The sequence below is a fragment of the Streptomyces sp. NPDC028368 genome (assembly GCF_055565615.1).
This window is the reverse complement of record NZ_JBVHTY010000002.1, coordinates 313,023-332,155: the sequence shown is the minus strand read 5'-3', so window position 1 is coordinate 332,155 and position 19,133 is coordinate 313,023. Positions and strand designations below refer to the sequence as shown.

The window sequence follows — 19,133 nt, the reverse complement described above, 5'->3', positions numbered from 1 at the left end:
CCCTGAATTACCCCACAACGACCCGGGGTGGTTCCGGGGCCCGATGGCTGAGCACCGTGCCAAAGCTGTATCTCAGCCGATCGGGCCCAGGGGGATGTCCGAGACGGTGAGGCTGAGGGACTTCACGGAGCCGCCGGTCAGGACAGGCACGCCATTGGGGCCCGGGGCGAACTTGGCGGTCAGGCCTTCCACGGTGCCACTGACGGAGAGGCCACCCGCGACGCTGTCGAGGTCGGCGTCGTCTATCTCGCGGGTCTCAATGCGGGAGGTGTTGCTCATGATGATGAGCGTCCTTCTTCTCTAGTGGTGTGTCGCAGTGCGTGGCGCACTGCGGCGGGAACCCCTTGAATGACTCCCGCCATGCGCCAGATTGCCCGCTCGCGTGGGGCGTGGTGAATCAAACGACCCACCCTTCACGCGCTGTACACACCAGGTCTTGAAGCGGAACGCCGACCTCAGACAGGACCCCGAACCAACCAACAGCATCCGGTGTGGTCCGGGCCCCTTCGCGCGCCGGACCGCGGGCCTCCTGCCGCCGGTTCCGGGCCGGTTGTCAGTGGCACCTGGCACGCTGTAGGCATGCTTGCGATCACCGTGAAGACCGAGACCGGGCCGGACCTCACTCGTCCGGCCGAGGCCGAACTGGCCGCCCTGCTGCGGCGGATCGGCGCCGACGACGACCATTTCGCGATCGTCGAGCGGATCCCCGAAGAGGGCCACGTATTCCTGCAGACCTGGCGGGACGGCGACGGGCCGTTCCGCGTGGAGTACCGCGACGGCGGACCGGACCGGCACTTCGGCGCGGAGAGCGCCGACGTCGATCAGGTCGTAGCGGTGTTCCTGGACTGGTCGCGCGGCGGGGAGTCCTGGCATACGGCGCTGGACTGGCAGTTGGACGACCTGGTGTCGACACCCGGCCTGACGCCGGAGCTCCGCGCGGACGCCGAGGAGCAGGCGCGCAAAGTCCTGCGGTCCGGTTTCTGGACCTTCCGGGAGGTCGCGCAGAACATCTGTGACGTCTTCGACGACCCCGGGGAGACCTCGATCTCCCTGGAGGAGGCGGCGCGGATCGTCACCGGCCTGTGGGAGGAGCGGCTCGCCGAGCAGGACCGGTGGCCCGAGGTGACCGACGCGGACCGGGTGGCGGGAGTGTTCGCCGCGCTAGGGCAGCGGGGACTGACGGCGCGGATGAACTTCAGCTGCTGCAGCGGCTGCGGGCTGGCCGAGATCGGGGGCGAGCGCGCCGAGGCCGACCACGGCTTTGTCTTCTTCCACTACCAGGACACCGAATCGGCCGCCGCGGGCCATGGCCTCTCGGTCCGGTACGGCGCCTACGAGGATTCCGGGCGGGACCGGGCGGAGGTCGGCCGGACGGTGATGGCCGCGTTCACCGAGGCCGGGCTGCCGGCGGAGTGGGACGGCGATCCGGACAAGGTCATCGAGGTCGCCCCTCTGGACTGGCGCAAGCGGCTGCCGGCGGGGGTCTGAAATGGGCAGGGTCCGGAGGCGGCCGGTGGTGCCGTGGGCCGCGCCGCTGTATGTCGCGGGCGTCCAGCTCGGTGCGTACGCCACCGCGCGGCTGCCCCGGGGGCGGCGCGCGGAGGTGCTGCGTGCGCACTCCACCAATGTCGCCAATCTGCGGGCCGGGCGGTGGCGGATGCTGGTCACCAGCGCGGCGTTCGTCGAGGAGCCGCTGCCGGTGGCGTACGGCGCCGCGCTGCTGGCCACGCTCGGTACGGCCGAGGCCCGGTGGGGCGCCGGACGCGCGGCCGGGGTGTTCGCGGCCGGGCACATCGGGGCCAGCCTGCTGGTGTACGCCGGGCTGCGCGGCCGGGTCCGGGCCGCCCCGCCCGACGAGACCGCGCGGGCCATCGACGTCGGAGCCAGCTACGGCTTCAACGCCACGCTCGGCGCCCTGGCCGCCGCCGTCCCGCACCGGGGCGCGCGGGCCGCGGCCACGGCCGGGCTGCTGGCGCTGGGAATCCGGCCGGTGCTGCGCCGGGAGCGGACGTTCACCGACGCCGGCCATCTGACGGCGCTCGCGCTCGGGGTGGTCCTGGGCACGGGGATACGCACGACCGGGATCGCGCGGACCGCGATACCGGAGACCGGGATACCGAGGAGGTGACGCCGCCGCCGGCGGTGCGGCGGTCCGCGATGCGGGATGGGGCCGTGACGTCGGTCAACTCCGTTCCCCATCTCCCCGACCGTCTGGTTCAATAGGGCCATGGCCAGCCTTCCTCACACCGCGACGGGTCGCAGCGACCTCGAGCCTTTCTGGCCGTCCCGGCAGGCGCACGCTTTCGATCGTCTGTGTTGCCGCGCGCACTGAGCGCGGGCCCGCACACGCCTCACCGACGCCGCTGACCGGCGTCCCCAGCCCTGCCCGCGCGCATGACGTCCCCGACGCCCCACTGCGCGAAAGAGCTGATCTCGATGACGAACATCCGTACCCTGTCTGCCACTTCCGCGACGGCCCCCCAGTCCTCCCCGACCGCCCCGCACCGGCACCGATTGCGTGCCGTGGCGCCCGACGAAGCCCTCCCGTCTCCCTCCGCCACCCCCGGCGGCGGCTCTTCGCGCCATGGCATCCAATCGGTCGCCGAGCTGTTGAACGCCGGCGCGACCTGGCTTCCGGCGCCCCAGCACAGCCTGCCCGTCCTGCCCGGCCGGCCGCCGATGGTCGGCTACCTCGTCCTGGTACCGGCCGAAGAGGCCGGCGCCGCCGGCCCCACCGCCGAACCGCCCGCCCCGGCAAAAGCCACGACCGGCGACGCGATCGTACGGATCGACCCCGAGCAGCGCACCGTACAGGTCCAGGGCCGGCAGCTGGATCTGACGTACCTGGAGTTCGAGCTGCTGGCCCACCTGGTGGCGTATCCGCACCGGGTGCACACCCGCGACCAGCTGGTGACCACGGTGTGGGGGTACGGCCATGTCGGCGACGGCCGCACCGTCGATGTCCATGTCGCCCGGCTGCGCCGCAAGTTGGGCACCGACCACCGGTCGTCGATCGTGACGGTACGGCGGGTCGGCTACAAGTACGTGCCGAGCGTGTAGGGGTGCGCAGACGGGGCGGGGCGGACCGGGACGCGGTTCAGGCCCCGTCCCGTACTCCCCGGCACGGGCCCGGCCGGACGGGAGCCGCGCCCCCGCCCCGCCGACGCAGATACGCCACACCCCCCGCCACCAGCAGCCCCATTCCCGTCGCCATCAGCAGCCCCTTCACCGGGGAGTCGGTGAGCGCCGCGCCGCCCAGCCCACCGACGGCCGTGCTGAACAGCGCCCAGAGGGTCGCACCCACCGCGTCCAGCAGGACGAAGCGGCGCAGCGGGAAGCGGACGCTGCCGGTGGAGAGACCGGCGACCACCCGCCCGCCGGGCAGGAAGCGGCCGGCGATGACGAGCGTGGCGGCATGGCGTTCGACCGTGGTGCGGGCCCGCCGCATCCGGGCCCGGCCGCGTTCGCCGCGCAGCAGCCAGGCGGTGGCGCGCGGGCCGGCGTAGCGGCCGACGGCGTAGCCGAGGCAGTCGCCCGCCAGCGCGCCGGCCGCCGCGACGGCGGCCAGCAGCGCGAGCAGCGGCGGCCGGGGGCCGATCAGCACGGCGACGAGCACCACGGTGGTCTCGCTCGGCATGAACGGCAGCAGCGCATCGAGGCCGGACACCAGCAGGACGACCAGCCACAGCCAGGGCGAGCCCAGCATGTCCCGGAGCGGCTCGGTGAGCTGGTCCAGCTGGTCAAACATGGTGCCGGGCCGCCGGCTTCGGGGCCGGCCGCGGGGCGGGCACGGCGGGCACACCCTCGACGGATCCGGTCCGCACCCGCCCGCCCAGTACGGCCCGCTCCGCCAGGGCCGCCAGCTCCCGCCGGCCGAGCCCCTCTCCCGCCGGCGCCGGATGAGCCGTGACCCGGATGGCCAGCGCGCGGGCCGCGAGCACCCGCCGCAGCGAGGCGGCGAAGGTGTCCTCGCCGCAGAACGCGGCCACCGTGCTGGGGTGGCCGCCCTGGGTGTAGCCGACCGTCACCGGCCGGACCGGGGCGCCCGCGTCCAGGGCGGCCTGGAAGGTGGCCCGGCGGAAGGTGCCGTGGCCGATGGTGCACCAGGTGGTGGCCTGGGGGAAGACCGCGACCGACCGACCGGAGGCGAGGAGTTCGGTCAATTCGCTGATGGTGTGCGGGAGTTGGCGGGGGCTGGTGCGGTCGATGAAGTGCGTACCGGCGCGCCGGGCGAGGCCGCCGACGACCGGCCAGCCGCCGACCTCGCGCTTGGCGAGCAGGGTGACCGGTTCGACGGCGAGCAGCGCGGGGATGTCGAGCCAGGAGATGTGGTTGACGACGATGAGGGTGCCGGGGCCGCCGGCGGGGCCGGGCACGGTGAGACGCTCCCCCACGGCCGTGCGGCCCGTGGCGTCCGGAGAGCCCGTGGCGTCCGTGCAGCCGGTCCCTTCCAGGCGTATCCCGAGCGCGGCGATCAGCGCACGGGCGTGGGTGCGCAGCCGTACCGGGTCGGCCATCCGCTCGCCGTCCGTCAGGGCGCGGCGCACCGCATGCGCGAACGCGGTCAGGCGCCGGGCGGTCCGGGTGGCCGGTACCCGGGGCAGGACGTGTGTGGCGCAGTCCGGGGTGCAGTCGGACCAGACGTCCCAAGGGCCGTACACCGCCCGCCCGTTGACCGCCGGCGCGTTCACCGCTGCCCGGGTCACCGCTCCCCCAGGAAGAAGCGCCGGTAGCGGTCGCCGAGGCGTTCCATGTCCAGGACGACGAAGAAGTCGGCGACATCGAACTCGGGGTCGTGGGCGGGCGCGCCGCAGATGACGGCGCCGATGCGCAGATAGCCGCGGAGCAGCGGGGGGAGCTGGGCGGCGCTGGGGCGGTCGGGGGCGGGGACGGTGGGGTGCCAGGGGTGGTGCGGGGTGACCTGGAGCTCGGGCGGGGCGGCGTAGCGGGTGCGCCCCAGTTCCTGGGCGTGGGCGGCCGCGGTGCCGCCGTCGGCGAGCGGGACGGAGGCGCAGCCGGCGAGATAGCGGTGGCCGGAGAGCAGGGTGTAGCGGGCGAGGGCGGCCCACATCTGGTTGATCACCGCGCCGCCCCGGTGGCCGGGGTGGACGCAGGAGCGGCCCGCCTCGATGAGGGAGGGGCGCAGCGCGTCCAGCGCGGTGAGGTCGAACTCGCCGTCGGAGTAGAGCCGGGGGCTGCGGTCGGGCGGCAGCAGCCGGTAGGTGCCGACCACTTCGCCGGTCGCGGTGTGCGTGACGACCAGGTGGTCGGCGACATCGTCGACGGCGTCGATGTCGTGACCGGCCAGCGGGGAGTGCAGGGTGGCGCCCATCTCCTCGCCGAAGACCTGGTGGCGCAGGCGTTGGGCGGCGCGGATCTGCTCCTGGGTGTCGGCGATCACGGCGGTGTAGCCGGGGGCGGCGGCCGGGTCGGTGACGGGAGCTGCGGCCGGGGTGGGAGAGGCGGGTGTGGCGGGGGTCGGGGTGGCGGCGGACGCGGGGGGCGCCATACGCATGACAGGCCTCCTCGAGGTGGTGGTGGGTACACCACCGAGATGGTGGTGCGTACCCCAATGACCTGGCCTTCTCTACGCGGGAGACTGTTCCCGTGCCCGACAGCCGGGCGCGTGAAGCCCAGGGAGCGTACGGATGAGGGTCCGCAGAACACTGGTCGCCGCGGCCCGGGGACTGGGGCTCGCGCTGGTCGCCGAGGTGGGTTCGGTCGTGCTGTTCGTGCTGACCGTGGTGTCCATGGTGCTGATGGTGATCGGGGTGGGGGTGCTGACCACTCCGCTCGTGGTCGCGGCGGCCCGGACGTTCGCCCAGCGGCGCCGGGTGTGGGGGCAGGACCTCGCCGGGCTGCGCATCCCCGCGGCGTACCGCCCTTTTCCGCCGGGGCTGGGCCGCGGCCCGGCCGGCCGGGCACGGCGCTGCGCGGTGCTGCTGCGGGACCCGGCGACCTGGCGTGAGCTGCTGTGGCTCGCGGTGGATGCGACGGCAGGGTGCGCGCTGGCGCTGCTGCCGCCCTCGCTGGTCGCCTACGGCCTGGCGTTCGTCCTGCTGCCGCTCTTCCAGTGGGTGACGGGCCTGGGCACCCAGGCGCTGGGGTTCGGCCCGCTGACCACCGACCGGCCGGTGCTGCTGTTCGCGTCGCCGCCGCTGGGCCTGGCTCTGCTGGCGCTCGCCGCGTGGGCAGGTCCGGCGCTGCTGCGGGCCCATTTCCAGCTCGCGGCGGTGTTCCTGACGCCGGCAAGGGCCGATCTGGCGGCGCGGGTGGCTCGGCTGACCGAGACCCGGCATGACGCGGCGGACGCCTCGGCGGCCGAACTGCGGCGGATCGAGCGCGATCTGCACGACGGGGCGCAGGCCCGGCTGGTGGCGATGGGCATGAGCCTGGGCGCGATCGAGGCCCTGGTGGAGAAGGATCCGGCGCGGGCCAAGGAAATGCTGGGCCGGGCCCGGCAGTCGTCGGCCGAGGCGCTGGCCGAGCTGCGGGACCTGGTCCGGGGCATCCATCCGCCGGTGCTGGCCGAGCGCGGTCTGGGCGATGCCGTACGGGCGCTGGCGCTGCGGATGGAGCTGCCGGTCGAGGTGAGCGTGGCGCTGGAGCGGCGGGTGGGGGCGCCGGTGGAGTCGGCCGCGTACTTCGCGGTGAGCGAGGTGCTGACGAACGCCGCGAAGCACTCGGGCGCGGACCGCATACGGGTGGACATCGCGGACACCGGGGGCAGGCTGCGCATCGCGGTCACGGACAACGGGCGGGGCGGCGCCGCGCTGCCCCGGGGCGATGCGGCGCCGGGGAGCTCCGGGCTGCGCGGCATCGAACGCCGGCTCGGTACATTCGACGGCACCCTCGCCGTCAGCTCCCCCGCCGGCGGCCCGACCCTGGTCACGATGGAGATTCCGTGCGCGTAGTGCTCGCCGAAGACCTCTTCCTGCTGCGCGACGGGCTGACCCGGATGCTGGAGGCCTACGACTTCGAGATCGTCGCGGCGGTGGAGAGCGGGCCCGAGCTGGCGCGGGCGCTGGCGGAACTGGAGCCGGATGTGGCGGTGGTCGATGTGCGGCTGCCGCCGTCGTTCACGGACGAGGGGCTGCAGTGCGCCCTTGCGGCCCGGCGCGCCCGGCCCGCCCTGCCCGTGCTGGTGCTCTCCCAGCATGTGGAGCAGCTGTACGCGCGCGAGCTGCTGGCCGACGGCAGCGGCGGGGTGGGCTATCTGCTCAAGGACCGGGTGTTCGACGCCGAGCAGTTCATCGACGCGGTGCGCCGGGTGGCGGGCGGCGGTACGGCGATGGATCCGCAGGTCATCTCGCAGCTGCTGGCGCGGCGTTCGCGGACGGGGCCGGTAGCGAGGCTCACGCCGCGCGAGGTGGAAGTGATGGAGCTGATGGCCGAGGGCCGCTCGAACGCGGCCATCGCGAAGGCGCTGGTCATCACCGAGCGGGCGATCGCCAAACACACCTCCAACATCTTCGGCAAGCTGCAGCTGCCGCCGTCGGACGACGACAACCGACGCGTCCTGGCGGTCCTGGCCTACTTGGACCACGGCTGACCGACCGTTAGCGTGCCCCACGCACGGGTCCGTTGTAACTGCCGAGCAGTGGGGGCACACGTGAGCCAACCGTCACGACGCGCGCTGTTGGGAACCGCCGGAGCGATCGGCGCGAGGGCGGCGTTCGGCGCCGCGGCCCCCGCCACCGCCTCCGCGCCCCTGGCCCCCCGGCCGGAGCGGGCGGCCGCGTTCGACACCGCCCCGGCGCGGGCGGCCCTCCAGCGGCTGCTGCCCGGCCACGCCGACCAGTTCCACCTCGTACGGCTCGCCGCGGACGAGAGCACCGACCGCTTCCGGGTCGAGGGCACCAGGGGCCGGATCACGGTCGCGGGCACCACCCCCGCCACGCTCCTGACCGGTGTCCACTGGTATCTGAAGTACACCTGCGGGGCCCACCTCTCCTGGGCCGGCGACCAGCCGGCCCTGCCCGACCGGCTGCCCGCCCCCGCCGCGCCGCTCGAGCGCACCACCTCTCTGCCACACCGCTTCGCCCTCAACGACACCCACGACGGCTACACCGCCCCGTACGCCGGCTGGGCGCGCTGGGAGCGGCTGATCGACGTCCTCGCGCTGCACGGCGTGAACGAGGTGCTGGTCACGCCCGGCGCCGAGGCCGTCTACCACCGGATGCTGACCGGTTTCGGCTACTCCGACGCCGAGGCCCGCAGCTGGCTCCCGGCGCCTTCGCACCAGCCGTGGTGGCTGCTGCAGAACATGAGCGGGTACGGCGGCCCCATCAGCCCCGAACTGCTCGCCAAACGGGCCGAGTTGGGCCGCCGGATCGCCGACCGGCTGCGCTCCCTGGGCATGCATCCCGTCCTGCCCGGCTACTTCGGCACCGTCCCGGAGGGCTTCGCCGCCCGCAACCCCGGGGCCAGGACCGTCCCCCAGGGCACGTGGTCGGGCCTGCGGCGCCCGGACTGGCTCGACCCGCGGACCGAGGTCTTCGCGGAGGTCGCCGCCGCCTTCTACCGCCATCAGCACCAGCTCCTCGGCCCCGCCGGCCACTTCAAGATGGATCTGCTGCACGAGGGCGGCGACCCGGGCGACGTACCGGTCCCGGACGCCGCCCGCGCCGTGGAGAAGGCGCTGCGCACCGCCCGCCCCGGCGCGGTCTGGGTCATTCTCGGCTGGCAGGAGAACCCGCGGCGCGATCTGCTGGACGCCGTCGACCACGACCGGATGCTGATCGTGGACGGCCTCAGCGATCTCGACAAGGTCACCGACCGGGAGCGGGACTGGGGCGGGGTGCCGTACGCCTTCGGCACCATCCCCAACTTCGGCGGCCGGACCACCATCGGCGCCAAGACCCATATGTGGGCGCAGCGTTTCACCGTATGGCGCGACAAGGGAGGCAGCCGGCTCGCCGGCACCGCCTACATGCCGGAGGCCGCCGAACGCGACCCCGCCGCCTTCGAGCTGTTCAGCGAACTGGCCTGGCGGGAGCGCCCGGTGGACCGCACCGCGTGGTTCGAGCGGTACGCCGACTTCCGCTACGGCGCCCGCGACGACCACGCCCGCGCCGCGTTCGCCGCGCTGTGCACCAGCGCGTACGCGATCGACAGCAAGGACGGCCGCCCGCACGACTCGGTCTTCGCCGCCCGCCCCAGCCTCGCCGCCCGCTCCGGCACGGTCTACGCCACCCACACCCCCGCCTTCGACCCGGCCGCCTTCGACGCCGCGTTCGCCGCGCTGCTGAAGGTCCGCCCGGCGCTGCGCGAGAGCGACGCCTACCGCCACGATCTGACCGACGCCGCCCGGCAGGCCCTCGCCAACCGTTCCTGGCAGCTGATCGGGCAGCTCCAGGACGCCTACCGGAGCAAGGACCGGCCGACGTTCCGCGCGCTGGCACGGCTGTGGCTGGATCTGATGCGGCTGAGCGAGGAGGTCACGGGCGCGCACCGGCAGTTCCTGCTCGGGCCGTGGCTGGCGGACGCCAGGGCGATGGCGTCCGGCGGCGCGGAGGAGGCGCGGCTGGAACACAGCGCCCGCGCGCTGATCACCACCTGGGCGGACCGGCCCACCGCCGACGGCGGCGCGCTCGCCAACTACGCCAACCGCGACTGGCACGGCCTGATCGGCGATGTCCATCTCCCGCAGTGGCAGGCGTACCTGGGCGAACTGGAGGACGCGCTGGCGGCCGACAGGGCGCCGAAGCCCTTCGACTGGTATGCCATGGAGGAGCCCTGGACCCACCGGCGCAACGACTACCCGCTGCGCCCCACCGCCAACCCCTACCGCACCGCGCGCCGCGTCCACAGCACCCTCGCCGCCGCCCCCTACCAGGGCACCGTCACGGTCACCGCGGACCCGCACACGATGCCGCCGGGCGGCCACGCCACGGTCACCGCGGCCCTGCGCAACGTCAACGGCCTGCGCGCCACCGGCCGTATCGACTTCGCCCTGTCCGGCCTGGAGGCCACCGCCGACGGGCCCGTCTCCCTCCCCTCCGTCCCGCCCGGCGGCACCGGAGAGGCCCGCTGGCGGGTGGCCGCCCCCGCCGGGCCGCCGCGGGATCCGCTGCGCCCGCTGCCGTACGGCCTCACGGTCGAGTACGGGCCCAGGGGCGAGCCGCGGGTCCGCGCGGCCCGTCCCGGCACCCTCTTCGTGGCCGGCCCACTGGACGACGGCCTCGGGACCGTCACCACCAATGCGGCGGTTTTCGGCCAGTTGGACGGCCGTTTCGCGATCAACGGGGCGGGGTCCGACCTGTGGAAGGGGACGGCGGAGTTCGGCGCCGTCTACCGGGCGGGCGCGCTCCGGGCGGGCACAGAGCTGACGGTGGAAGTGACCCGCCAGGACCCCACCGGCCCCTGGGCCCGCGCGGGCCTCATCGTCCGCAACCGCCTGTCCAACCCCGCCTCCCCCGGCTTCCTGAACCTCTCCGTGACGCCCGCCAACGGGGTCGTGCTCTCCTGGGACTCCACCGGCGACGGCACCCTGGACACCTACCGGCGCCTGACCGGCATCGCCGCCCCGGTCCGGCTGCGCCTGACCCGCGGGCCCGACGGCGGGCGCTCGGGTACGTACACCGGTGCCTGCTCCACCGACGACGGCGCCACCTGGCGCGAGATCGCCACCGTCACCGTGCCCGGAGCCGCCGCCGCACAGGACGCCGGTCTGCACCAGTGCGCCGCCAACTCGGGTACCGGGGACCGCGGGACGGCGGAATTCAGCCGCTGGAGGGTCGCCTGACCACCGCGTACGCTGGCCGGAACGGATCACGAGCGAGGGGACAACGGCATGGGTACCGCAGCTGACAAGGAGTGGCTCTACGGCCTCGACATCTCCGACGCCGTCTGGCAGCGCCCGCCCGGTGACGCCGAGGAGGCCGTCGAGATCGCCTTCCTGGAGCGCGGCGCGGTGGCGATGCGCAATTCCACGGATCCCGACGTGGTCCTGCGCTACACCGAGGCGGAGTGGCGGGCCTTTGTGCTCGGCGCGCGGGACGGCGAGTTCGACCTGGCGTGACGCCGCCCGGCGGTCCGGTCACCCGTGAGGGCGAGCACGCGGCCCGCGGGTGACCATCACAGGATTCACTCGTTTCACCGAACGTGGAGCAGCAGCAGGCGACATCCCCGCGTCCGGACCGCACCTCCTCCGGCGATTTCGCCGACGTCGGCGAGGTCATCGACGTCGACGAGGCCGAGGCGGCGCTGGTCGAGCACTACCCCCGGCTGGTACGGCTGGCGTATCTCGTCCTGCCGCCCGGCGCCGGCCGCGGGCGGCGGGTGCTGACCGCCCATGCGGTGGTACAGCGGGCTCTGCCGCGCGGGCGCACGTCCACCCGCGGCCTCGATCTGCCCGCCCCGCGCGGCGACACCGGCGCGGCCACCGATCCCGGTTACGTCTTCCTGCGGCAGCGCGTGCTCAGGTCCGCGCTCGCCGCCGCACGGTCCCGGTGGCGGCAGCTGCCGCTGTTCCCCCAGGTCTGGGGCCTGCGGCTCTTCCCGCGCTCCGGCGGCGCCGATGAACTCGCCCTGGACCAGGCGCTGTCGGCGCTGTCCGGGCCCGGCCGGGCGTCCTTCGTCCTGCGCGATCTGGAGGGTCTGACCGCGCCGGAGGCGGCCCGGGTCCTGGAGGCCGCCGGGGTGGCCGACGCCCAGGAAGCGCTGGACGAGGCCGATGAGGCCGCGGTCCCGGCGGGCAGCCGGGACCGGTCGCTGCTGGAGTCGGTGGAGTTCGACCCGTGCGCGCTGCAGGCCCGGCCGACGGATCTGATCCGGCGGCGCCAGCACCTGCGGGCGGTGCTCGCGGCGGGCGCGGCGGTGGTGGTGTGCGGGGCGCTGCTGGGGCTGCCCGGTGACGGCTGGGGCCCGGACGGCGCCGCCGCTCCCCCGTACGCACCGAACGCCGCCGCCGAAGCGGCCCTGGATCCCGGCAAGTTGACGGTGGCCTCCGCGACCGCCTGGCAGAGCGCGGCGCGCCAGGACTTCTCGGCGTGGCCCGCCCGCGGCGACCGCACCGGCGACCGGGCGCTGCTGCGCCGGGCGCTGGCGGTGTGGGCCAGGCCCGGGGCCGGGGTGCACGTCTCGGCGACCCCGGGCACCCCGACGGGGCCCGCGGCCGGGCCGCCGCAGCTGCTGTTCGCGGGCGTCGTCGACCACTCCGTGGTGGTGCTCTTCCACGACGGGCTGCGGGTGGTGCGCTACGCCGAGGCGGCGGACGGCGCGGGCCAGGGCGACGGCACCGGCGCGGCGCTCGACTTCGCCCGCACGGAGGGCGCGGACGCGGCCTCGGCGGCCGCCCTGGTGGTGGGCCGTACGGAGGGCAACGTCCGCTATCTGACGGCCCCTTGGGTGACGTCCGCGCAGTTGGTCGACCTGCTCACACCGAATGCGGCGGGGCAGAAGACGGCCATCGGCGCGAGCGGCCTCACCGCCCCCGTGCCGTCCCCCCGACCCGACCGGAAGTGCACCACCTGGCCCGCGCTGCGGATGGGCGGCCATCTGCTGACCGACCTGGGCGAGCTGACCCCGGCCCGGCTGACGTACGGCACCCCGCGCAAGCCGGGCGAGGTGAGCACCCCGCAGGCCCGTACGGCATGGGCGCGCGGCGGCTGCTCCCTGGCGGCGGTGCGCGGGCAGGGCGTACGGAGCGTGAATTCGTGGGAGTTCGCACGGCAGCCGCTGCCCGGGGGCGCGGGCAGCGCGGCGTGGGTGTGCACCCGGGCGGAGACCTGGCGCGGACCGGGCAGCCGGACGCTGGCGCAGTTCCTGGCCCCGGCGCCGAGCGGGCAGCCGTACGCGCCGGGAGCGGTGGCGGCCCGCGCCGAGGGCGGTACGGGCTGCGGGCCGCGGGCGCCGCGGGTGCTGGCCGGGGTGCTGTGGAAGGCCACGAGCGGCCAGTGGTGGCTGCTGGCCGCGGGCAGCAAAGAGGTCACGTCCGTCACCGCCGCCGGCGGCGTGCACGACCGGGCGGCCGGGCGGCTGATGGCGGTGAAGACGACGGCTGGCGCACGGGCGGATCTGGCAGGGCGACTGGCGGACGGGGGCACGGTGCAGGCGCTGCGCTGAGGCCTGCACGGTCGGTACCCCTCGGCGAAAAGGCGTGTCCGAGGGGTACCGACGTTCCTTACTCGTCAGTACATTGACGCCATGTCTAATACGGCCTCGCTGCGGCCCCAGCCGGTCGCGTCCGAGCACATCCCGCTGAAAGCCCGCAACGTCGCCTTCGACTGGGCGGACACCCCTCTGCACTGGATACCCGGCGACCCCTCCACCGCCCACACCATCAACGTCCTGCACCTCCTCCTGCCCGCCGGCGAACGCTGGTTCGTGCACGTCTACAAGCAGGTGCTGCCGTATATCCGCGATCCCCGGCTGCGCGAGGACGTGATCGGGTTCATCGGCCAGGAGGCGATGCACTCCCAGGCGCACGACGACGTCCTGCCGCACCTCAAGGCGCAGGGCCTGGACCCCACCCCGTACACCGCGCAGGTCGACTGGCTCTTCGAGAAGCTGCTCGGCGACCGGACGCTGCCGCCGGGCCGGGCCCGTAAGTGGTGGCTGCTGGAACGGGTCGCCACCATCGCCGCGATCGAGCACTACACCGCCTTCCTGGGCGACTGGGTGCTCAACGCCGATGCGCTGGACGCCAGGGGCGCCGATCCGACGATGCTCGATCTGCTGCGCTGGCACGGCGCGGAGGAGGTCGAGCACCGGTCGGTGGCCTTCGACCTCTTCGTCCATCTGGACGGCGGCTACCGGCGGCGGGTGCGGACGTGGGCAACCGCATTCACCGCGCTGGTGTTTCTCTGGCAGAGAGGCACCCGCTTCTTCATGGAGAACGACCCCACCCTGATCGACGGCAAGGCCGGCTTCCGGGAGTTCTTCCGCGCCGGACGACAGGGCGTGCTGCCGACCGCCGGGGCCATGGCCCGCTCCATCCCGCAGTATCTGAGCCGCACCTACCACCCCTCCCAGCACGGCAGCACCGAGCAGGCCGTCGCCTATCTCGCCGGATCCCCCGCCGCGACCGCGGCCGAGGCCCGTACGGCCGGAGGTGCCTGAGATGCCCCGTAGCCCCCGTATCCGTACCGTCGTCGTGGTGGCCGCGGCCGCGCTGGTCGCCCGGCGGGCGCTGCGCCGCCGCATCAAGGAGTCCCCCCTCTGGCCGATGCCCGCCCTCGAAACCCCCGTCTCGGGCCAAGGCCGTAAGTCACGTGTCACTGCACGGCAGTTGACGGTCGTGGAACGCACGGAGGAGGCCGAGGGCGTGGTACGGCTGCGCCTGGAAGGCGACGACCTCCCGGCCTGGGAGCCCGGGGCACACATCGACCTCGTGCTGCCGTCGGGAACGGTCCGCCAGTATTCGCTCTGCGGGGATCCCGCGACGCCCGGCTCCTACACCATCGCCACCCGGCTGATCGAGGACGGCCGCGGCGGCTCGCGCGAGGTCCACGAGCAGCTGCACGAAGGGACGGCCGTGGAGGTCCGCGGCCCGCGCAACCGCTTCCGCCTCGAGGAGTGCCACGCCTATGTCTTCATCGCGGGCGGTATCGGCATCACCCCGATGCTGCCGATGGTGCGGCAGGCCGAGCGGGAGGGCGTGGCGTGGCGGCTGCTGTACGCCGGGCGGTCGCGGGCCTCGATGCCGTTCCTGGAGGAGATCGAGAAGCTGGCGGGGGCCGGGGCGGACCGGGTGACCGTGGTCGCGGAGGACGAGAACGGACGGCCCGACCTGGCGGCCGCCCTCGCCGACGCGCCGCCGCACGCCGCCGTCTACTGCTGCGGGCCCGAGCCCCTGATGGACGCGGTCGCGGCCCTGCTGCCTGCCGTCACCGAGGGAGCGGCCCTGCACACCGAACGCTTCACGCCCGCCGCCCCCGCACCGGCCGGCGAAAACGCACCGTTCGAGGTGGAACTGCGCCGCACCGGCCGTACGGTCACCGTGCCCGCCGACACCAGCGTGCTGCGGGCGATCCGCGACCAGGCGCTGCCGGACCTCCCGTACTCCTGCGAACAGGGCTTCTGCGGCACCTGCCAACAGCGGGTGCTGGCGGGCGAGGTGGAGCACCGCGACGAACTGCTCACGGACGCGGAACGCGATGACTCGCTACTGATCTGCGTCTCACGGACGCGGGAGGGCGGACGACTCGTCCTCGACCTCTGAGTGTCTGCCCCACGTTTTTGTCTGTCCCGCCGTGGTGGTGTTTCGCCGTTGCGCCTGCGGCCCGTCCGCTGCGCTTTGCCGGGGCCCCACGCTGTCGGCTGCGGCGCCGCGCCACCTCTCGCCGTTGCGCCTGCGGCGGGCGGTGCCGCTGCGCCCGTCCGCTGCGCTTGGCAGCCCTCCCACGTTGTCGGCCGTCCCGCCGTGGGGGTTTGTCGCCGTTGCGCCTGCGGCCCCTCCGCTGCGCTTGGCAGCCCTCCCACGTTGTCGGCCGTCCCGCCGTGGGGGTTGTTCGCCGTGGCGCCTGCGGCGGGCGGTGCCGCTGCGCGGGGCTGTTCGGCAGCGGGACCGGACCTACACGGCTCCGCCGCTACGGCCCGCCCCCTCCCCGTGGAGGGTGGGAAAAAGAAAGGCCGGTGGGCATGCACGTAAGCGGTCAGCCGCACGCTGTGGATCAGAGGTGCAGCTGACCCGAAACACACGCCCCCACCGGCCCCTCTTTGGTGGCCGGACGTGCCCGCGTGGGGCGAGCAGCCGCCGGTCGCCGGGTATGTGCACCGGCTGATGGTGGACCGTGCTCACGCCCCGGTCGGGACCGGGCGGGCAATGCTGGGGCAGGCCGAGTGGCGGATCGCGGAGGTCGGCAGGGAATGGTGCCGGCTGGACTGCGTGGCGAGCAATCCTCGGCTTCGTAGGTATTACGAGAGCGCGGGGTACACCGTCGTCGGGGAGCAGCCGTTCAAGGAGGGTACGGAGGGCAGCAGGTACGCCGTCACCCTGCTCGAGCGGCGGTTGGTCGCGGCGGACTTCTAGCCGGTTTCTTCGGGGCGGACAGGAGCTCGGCCCCGGTGGCCCTGGTCGGCGATGTGCCCGGCCCACCACATGCAGCGGCACCGGGGCACGAGGGTGCGGGTGGGCGGGGCCGTGGCGTCCCCGCCTGGTGACATGTCGCATGTTTCCCATTCGGCGATGGTGCCGTGCTAGCGGGTGGCGCCCCGGGTGAAGACGGCCACCGTGCGCGCCGGGACGGTGAAGGTGCCCGAACTGCCTGCGTAGGACGAGGACTTGACGACGGGGTCGGAGCCATGGGCCTGGACAGGGTGGAGGGTGTACGGCGTGCCGGTGAGGGAGGGGATGCGCTGGGTCTGACGCTGCGGGGTGGCGTTGAAGATCACGACGAGGTGGCCGAGGCGCAGGGTGATGACGCCGGGGGTCTCGTCCGTGCCGGAGAGGGGGAAGGAGAGGGCGGACTGGACGTCGGCGGTGGTGGGGAGGGCGAAGGCCGGTTCGGTGGCGTGGATACGGAGGAGGTCGCGGTAGGCGGCGGAGGTGGCGGCCATCGTGGCGCAGGTGGGGCGGAGGGCCGGGTCTGCCAGGAGGGGCTTGGCGTAGGGCCACTTGTCCTTGTTGTCGGCGGAGGGGGGCAGGCCGCGTCCGAAGCCGTTGCCCGTGCCGGTGCCGGTGCCGGTGCCGGTGCCGGTGCCGGTGCCGGTCGGATTGCTTTTGCCGTCGGCGCAGTTCCAGTGGAGGGCGTTGAACCAGTCGCCGCTGTTGAAGGAGTTGCGGTCGAGGGATTTGGACCGGAGGAGGTCGGTGCCTGCCTGGGAGAGGGCCGGGCCTTGCGAGAGCCCGGTGGTGGCCAGGGCGAGGACCTGCATACGGGCGCGGTCGGCGGGCGCGGTTGCGGGCGGGAGCTTGTAGGCGAGGGCGTCGTAGAGGGTTTCGTTGTCGTGGGCGTCGGCGTAGGCCAGGGCGTCGCCGGGGGCGGCGGCGTACCCGGCGGGAGCGCCGTTGTAGTCGACCTCGGAGCCCTTGACCTGGTGGCCGGTGGTGTCGGTGAAGGTGTAGTCGGCCAGGTTGCCGGTCAAGCCGAGTTTGATGAGGTCCTGGTAGTGGAGGAGACGGGCGCGTTGGGCGGACGGATCCCCGTTGGCGGGCGATGAGTTGGGGTCCGTGTAGAGGCCGGAGGCGAAGCCTTGGGTGCGGGGGTCGGCGTCGAAGGGGCCGCCGCCGCGGAGCGCGTCGCGGGCGCGGTCACTGAAGGTGGCGATGCCGGTGCCGGCCATGTTGCGCTGGGTGGCCTGGACGAACCGGGCGTCGTTGGCCGCCTCGCCGAAGTTCCAGCCCTCGCCGTAGAGCACGATCGTCTTGCCGTCCACGCCGTCGCGGGCCGGTGTCAGGGCGTCGAGGGCCTTGCGTACGGCCAGGATGTTGGCCTTGGGGTGGTGGCCCATGAGGTCGAAGCGGAAGCCGTCGATCTTGTACTGCTTGGCCCAGGTGACGAGGGAGTCCACCACCAGCTTGCCCATCATGGTGTGCTCGGGCGCGGTGTTGGAGCAGCAGGTGGAGGTGGCGATGCTGCCGTCGTCGAGAAGGCGTTGGTAGTAGCCCGGCACGATGCGGTCCAGGATGGATTTCGGGTCCTGTCCGCCGGCCGCGGTGTGGTTGTAGACGACGTCCATGACGGTGCGCAGGCCGGCCCCGTTCAGGCCCTGCACCATGCGACGGAATTCGGTGGTCCGGCGCGGCCCGTTCGGGTCGGAGGCGTAGGAGCCTTCGGGGACGGTGTAGTGGAGGGGGTCGTAGCCCCAGTTGAACGCGTCGCGGGCGGCCGTCTTACCGACGCATTCCTGCTGGCGGTCGGAGTCGGCGGGCATTGCAGCAAGGTTGCAGTCGGGTTGTTGCGAAGGATCTTGCTGGTCGGTGCGGCGTTCGGGGACGGTGGCGAAGTCGAAAGCCGGCAGCAAGTGGACGTAAGACGTGCCGGCCTGTGCAAGGGATTTCAGGTGCCGCATGCCGTCCGAGCGGCTGTCGGTGAAGGCGAGGTACTGGCCGGGGTGGTGGGAGGTGCGGTCCGCGACGGAGAAGTCGCGGATGTGCAGTTCCTGGATGCGGGCCTTGCGCAAGGGGACGGCAAGGGGTTTCTTCAGCTGCGACCAGCCCTTGGGGGCCAGACGGGGGTCGGCGAGGTCGACGACGAGACTGCGGGCCGAGTCCGCGGTCAGAGCCGTGGAGTAGGGGTCGGTGACCTTGTTGGTGACGAACTTGCGGACGGTGGGAGCCCAGACCCGTACGACGTAGCGATATGGCTTTCCGGCCCAGGACGGTTCGCCTTGCGCCCGCCAGACGCCGGTCGTGTCGTCGCGGTGCATCGGGACCCTGCGGCCGTCCAGTTCGAGCGCGACGGTGCGGGCGGTGGGCGCCCAGACGGAGAGGGTGGGGCGACCGGTGGCGTCGAACGTAGGGCCCAGGCGGGCGTGTTGGGCGGCGCGTCCGTACAGGTCGTCCAGGACGCCGGGTATCTGGACGCCGGTGGTGGCGGGGGACGCGGTCGCGCCCGAGGAGCGTTGCTGGGTGGCGATGAGGCGGTTGCGCAAGGCGTTGCGGGCCAGGTTCAGGTCGCGCGGGTCGACGGTGAAGGCGGGAAAATCTTTCAGGTGGGGGTAGGCGGTCCGCTCGGCGGGGGTGAGGGGGCCCGGGGTGAGGCGGATGCGGTGCGCCGGCCCGCCGTCGCCGAACTCCAGCTGTGCGGCGGAGCTTTCGGCGCCCTTCCAGACCACGGTGTCGCGGTCGATCCACTGCGCCTCGGCCTTGACCGGGTCGGTCGGGGATGCGTGCGCCTGCTGCCGTGGGGCCGTGGCGAGCAGGGCCGCCGCGCTGAGGGCGAGGACGGCGGCCAGGCGCCTGCGGGGCCGGTACCGGTGTTCCGTGGAGGACTTGGAGGACATGGGTCCCGGTTGTATCCGCGTTACTTGATGACTGCAAGACCTTACGCAAGATATTGCAAGGGTGTTAAGTTCGCGCAGTAACCGGTCCGGCCGGCCGGAGGCCCATCACCTTGGGCCCCACGCGCCCGGCCGGTCGGACCGGCCCACAAAGGAGCAGTCCGGCGACAACGCGCCCGGATTCACTGTCGGACGGCGGGAGTTCGACCGTTCCGGGAGCGGGCGGACGCAGCTCGGTACGGATG

The 19,133-nt window shown here is 73.6% G+C and carries 16 protein-coding genes; 11 read left to right on the top strand and 5 right to left on the bottom strand.

All coding sequences use genetic code 11. From position 1 onward, the window contains the following. Window positions 1-72: 72 nt before the first annotated feature. Window positions 73-279: a hypothetical protein gene (locus tag ACZ4S3_RS05005; RefSeq protein WP_467925786.1), complete on the bottom strand. Its 207-nt coding sequence runs from the start codon at window positions 277-279 to the stop codon at window positions 73-75. Window positions 280-579: 300 nt separating this feature from the next. On the opposite strand from ACZ4S3_RS05005, the gene ACZ4S3_RS05000 reads away from it, so the two are divergent. The 3 genes from ACZ4S3_RS05000 (at window position 580) to ACZ4S3_RS04990 (ending at window position 3,060) form a co-directional block, all read left to right on the top strand. Further along, window positions 580-1,488, top strand: a complete 909-nt coding sequence (locus tag ACZ4S3_RS05000) for a DUF6891 domain-containing protein (protein WP_467925784.1) — start codon at window positions 580-582, stop codon at window positions 1,486-1,488. Window positions 1,489-1,513: 25 nt separating this feature from the next. After that, a complete protein-coding gene (locus ACZ4S3_RS04995; protein ID WP_467925782.1) occupies window positions 1,514-2,128 on the top strand; it encodes a rhomboid-like protein in 615 nt (204 codons plus the stop codon). A 308-nt stretch (window positions 2,129-2,436) separates the two neighbouring features. Then, window positions 2,437-3,060, top strand: coding sequence for a winged helix-turn-helix domain-containing protein (locus ACZ4S3_RS04990; RefSeq protein ID WP_467925780.1), 624 nt, complete (start codon window positions 2,437-2,439; stop codon window positions 3,058-3,060). A gap of 37 nt (window positions 3,061-3,097) precedes the next feature. Here the strand turns inward: ACZ4S3_RS04990 and ACZ4S3_RS04985 are convergent, their stop codons facing one another. The 3 genes from ACZ4S3_RS04985 to ACZ4S3_RS04975 are packed head-to-tail and all read right to left on the bottom strand — an operon-like array spanning window position 3,098 to window position 5,515. After that, window positions 3,098-3,748, bottom strand: a complete 651-nt coding sequence (locus ACZ4S3_RS04985) for a DedA family protein (RefSeq protein WP_467925778.1) — start codon at window positions 3,746-3,748, stop codon at window positions 3,098-3,100. After that, window positions 3,741-4,706 (bottom strand): lysophospholipid acyltransferase family protein, encoded by a 966-nt coding sequence (locus tag ACZ4S3_RS04980; protein ID WP_467925775.1) that lies wholly within the window; start codon window positions 4,704-4,706, stop codon window positions 3,741-3,743. The genes ACZ4S3_RS04985 and ACZ4S3_RS04980 overlap by 8 nt, the downstream gene beginning before the upstream one ends. Further along, complete coding sequence (locus ACZ4S3_RS04975; protein WP_467925770.1) at window positions 4,703-5,515, bottom strand: GNAT family N-acetyltransferase; 813 nt, start codon at window positions 5,513-5,515, stop codon at window positions 4,703-4,705. Before ACZ4S3_RS04975 ends, ACZ4S3_RS04980 begins: the two co-directional genes overlap by 4 nt. Before the next feature lie 133 nt (window positions 5,516-5,648). Here ACZ4S3_RS04975 and ACZ4S3_RS04970 point away from each other — a divergent pair, with 133 nt between their 5' ends. From ACZ4S3_RS04970 to ACZ4S3_RS04935, 8 genes are all read left to right on the top strand, one after another. After that, window positions 5,649-6,914, top strand: coding sequence for a sensor histidine kinase (locus tag ACZ4S3_RS04970; RefSeq protein ID WP_467925767.1), 1,266 nt, complete (start codon window positions 5,649-5,651; stop codon window positions 6,912-6,914). Continuing rightward, window positions 6,905-7,552, top strand: a complete 648-nt coding sequence (locus ACZ4S3_RS04965; RefSeq protein ID WP_467925765.1) for a LuxR C-terminal-related transcriptional regulator — start codon at window positions 6,905-6,907, stop codon at window positions 7,550-7,552. The genes ACZ4S3_RS04970 and ACZ4S3_RS04965 overlap by 10 nt, the downstream gene beginning before the upstream one ends. A gap of 60 nt (window positions 7,553-7,612) precedes the next feature. After that, window positions 7,613-10,747: an alpha-N-acetylglucosaminidase gene (locus tag ACZ4S3_RS04960; protein WP_467925762.1), complete on the top strand. Its 3,135-nt coding sequence runs from the start codon at window positions 7,613-7,615 to the stop codon at window positions 10,745-10,747. A 48-nt stretch (window positions 10,748-10,795) separates the two neighbouring features. After that, complete coding sequence (locus ACZ4S3_RS04955) at window positions 10,796-11,023, top strand: DUF397 domain-containing protein (protein WP_467925761.1); 228 nt, start codon at window positions 10,796-10,798, stop codon at window positions 11,021-11,023. An 83-nt stretch (window positions 11,024-11,106) separates the two neighbouring features. Then, complete coding sequence (locus ACZ4S3_RS04950; RefSeq protein ID WP_467925759.1) at window positions 11,107-13,068, top strand: hypothetical protein; 1,962 nt, start codon at window positions 11,107-11,109, stop codon at window positions 13,066-13,068. Window positions 13,069-13,149: 81 nt separating this feature from the next. Then, window positions 13,150-14,064 carry a metal-dependent hydrolase gene (locus ACZ4S3_RS04945; protein WP_467925756.1) on the top strand — a complete coding sequence of 305 codons (915 nt, stop codon included), beginning with the start codon at window positions 13,150-13,152 and terminating at the stop codon, window positions 14,062-14,064. A 1-nt stretch (window position 14,065) separates the two neighbouring features. After that, a complete protein-coding gene (locus ACZ4S3_RS04940; protein ID WP_467925752.1) occupies window positions 14,066-15,166 on the top strand; it encodes a PDR/VanB family oxidoreductase in 1,101 nt (366 codons plus the stop codon). A 510-nt stretch (window positions 15,167-15,676) separates the two neighbouring features. Next, entirely contained in the window at window positions 15,677-15,976 is a 300-nt protein-coding gene (locus ACZ4S3_RS04935) for a GNAT family N-acetyltransferase (protein WP_467925748.1), read from the top strand. Between the two features lie 167 nt (window positions 15,977-16,143). Here the strand turns inward: ACZ4S3_RS04935 and pulA are convergent, their stop codons facing one another. After that, window positions 16,144-18,891 (bottom strand): pullulanase-type alpha-1,6-glucosidase, encoded by a 2,748-nt coding sequence (pulA, locus tag ACZ4S3_RS04930; RefSeq protein ID WP_467925745.1) that lies wholly within the window; start codon window positions 18,889-18,891, stop codon window positions 16,144-16,146. Window positions 18,892-19,133 lie beyond the last annotated feature (242 nt).

Excerpts from the sequence above, each read along its gene's own strand:
- ACZ4S3_RS05005 (WP_467925786.1), bottom strand. The coding sequence starts at position 279 with ATGAGCAACACCTCCCGCATTGAGACCCGCGAGATAGACGACGCCGAC.
- ACZ4S3_RS05000 (WP_467925784.1), top strand. The coding sequence starts at position 580 with ATGCTTGCGATCACCGTGAAGACCGAGACCGGGCCGGACCTCACTCGT.
- ACZ4S3_RS04990 (WP_467925780.1), top strand. The coding sequence starts at position 2,437 with ATGACGAACATCCGTACCCTGTCTGCCACTTCCGCGACGGCCCCCCAG.
- ACZ4S3_RS04985 (WP_467925778.1), bottom strand. The coding sequence starts at position 3,748 with ATGTTTGACCAGCTGGACCAGCTCACCGAGCCGCTCCGGGACATGCTG.
- ACZ4S3_RS04975 (WP_467925770.1), bottom strand. The coding sequence starts at position 5,515 with ATGCGTATGGCGCCCCCCGCGTCCGCCGCCACCCCGACCCCCGCCACA.
- ACZ4S3_RS04970 (WP_467925767.1), top strand. The coding sequence starts at position 5,649 with ATGAGGGTCCGCAGAACACTGGTCGCCGCGGCCCGGGGACTGGGGCTC.
- ACZ4S3_RS04955 (WP_467925761.1), top strand. The coding sequence starts at position 10,796 with ATGGGTACCGCAGCTGACAAGGAGTGGCTCTACGGCCTCGACATCTCC.
- ACZ4S3_RS04945 (WP_467925756.1), top strand. The coding sequence starts at position 13,150 with ATGTCTAATACGGCCTCGCTGCGGCCCCAGCCGGTCGCGTCCGAGCAC.
- ACZ4S3_RS04940 (WP_467925752.1), top strand. The coding sequence starts at position 14,066 with ATGCCCCGTAGCCCCCGTATCCGTACCGTCGTCGTGGTGGCCGCGGCC.
- pulA (WP_467925745.1), bottom strand. The coding sequence starts at position 18,891 with ATGTCCTCCAAGTCCTCCACGGAACACCGGTACCGGCCCCGCAGGCGC.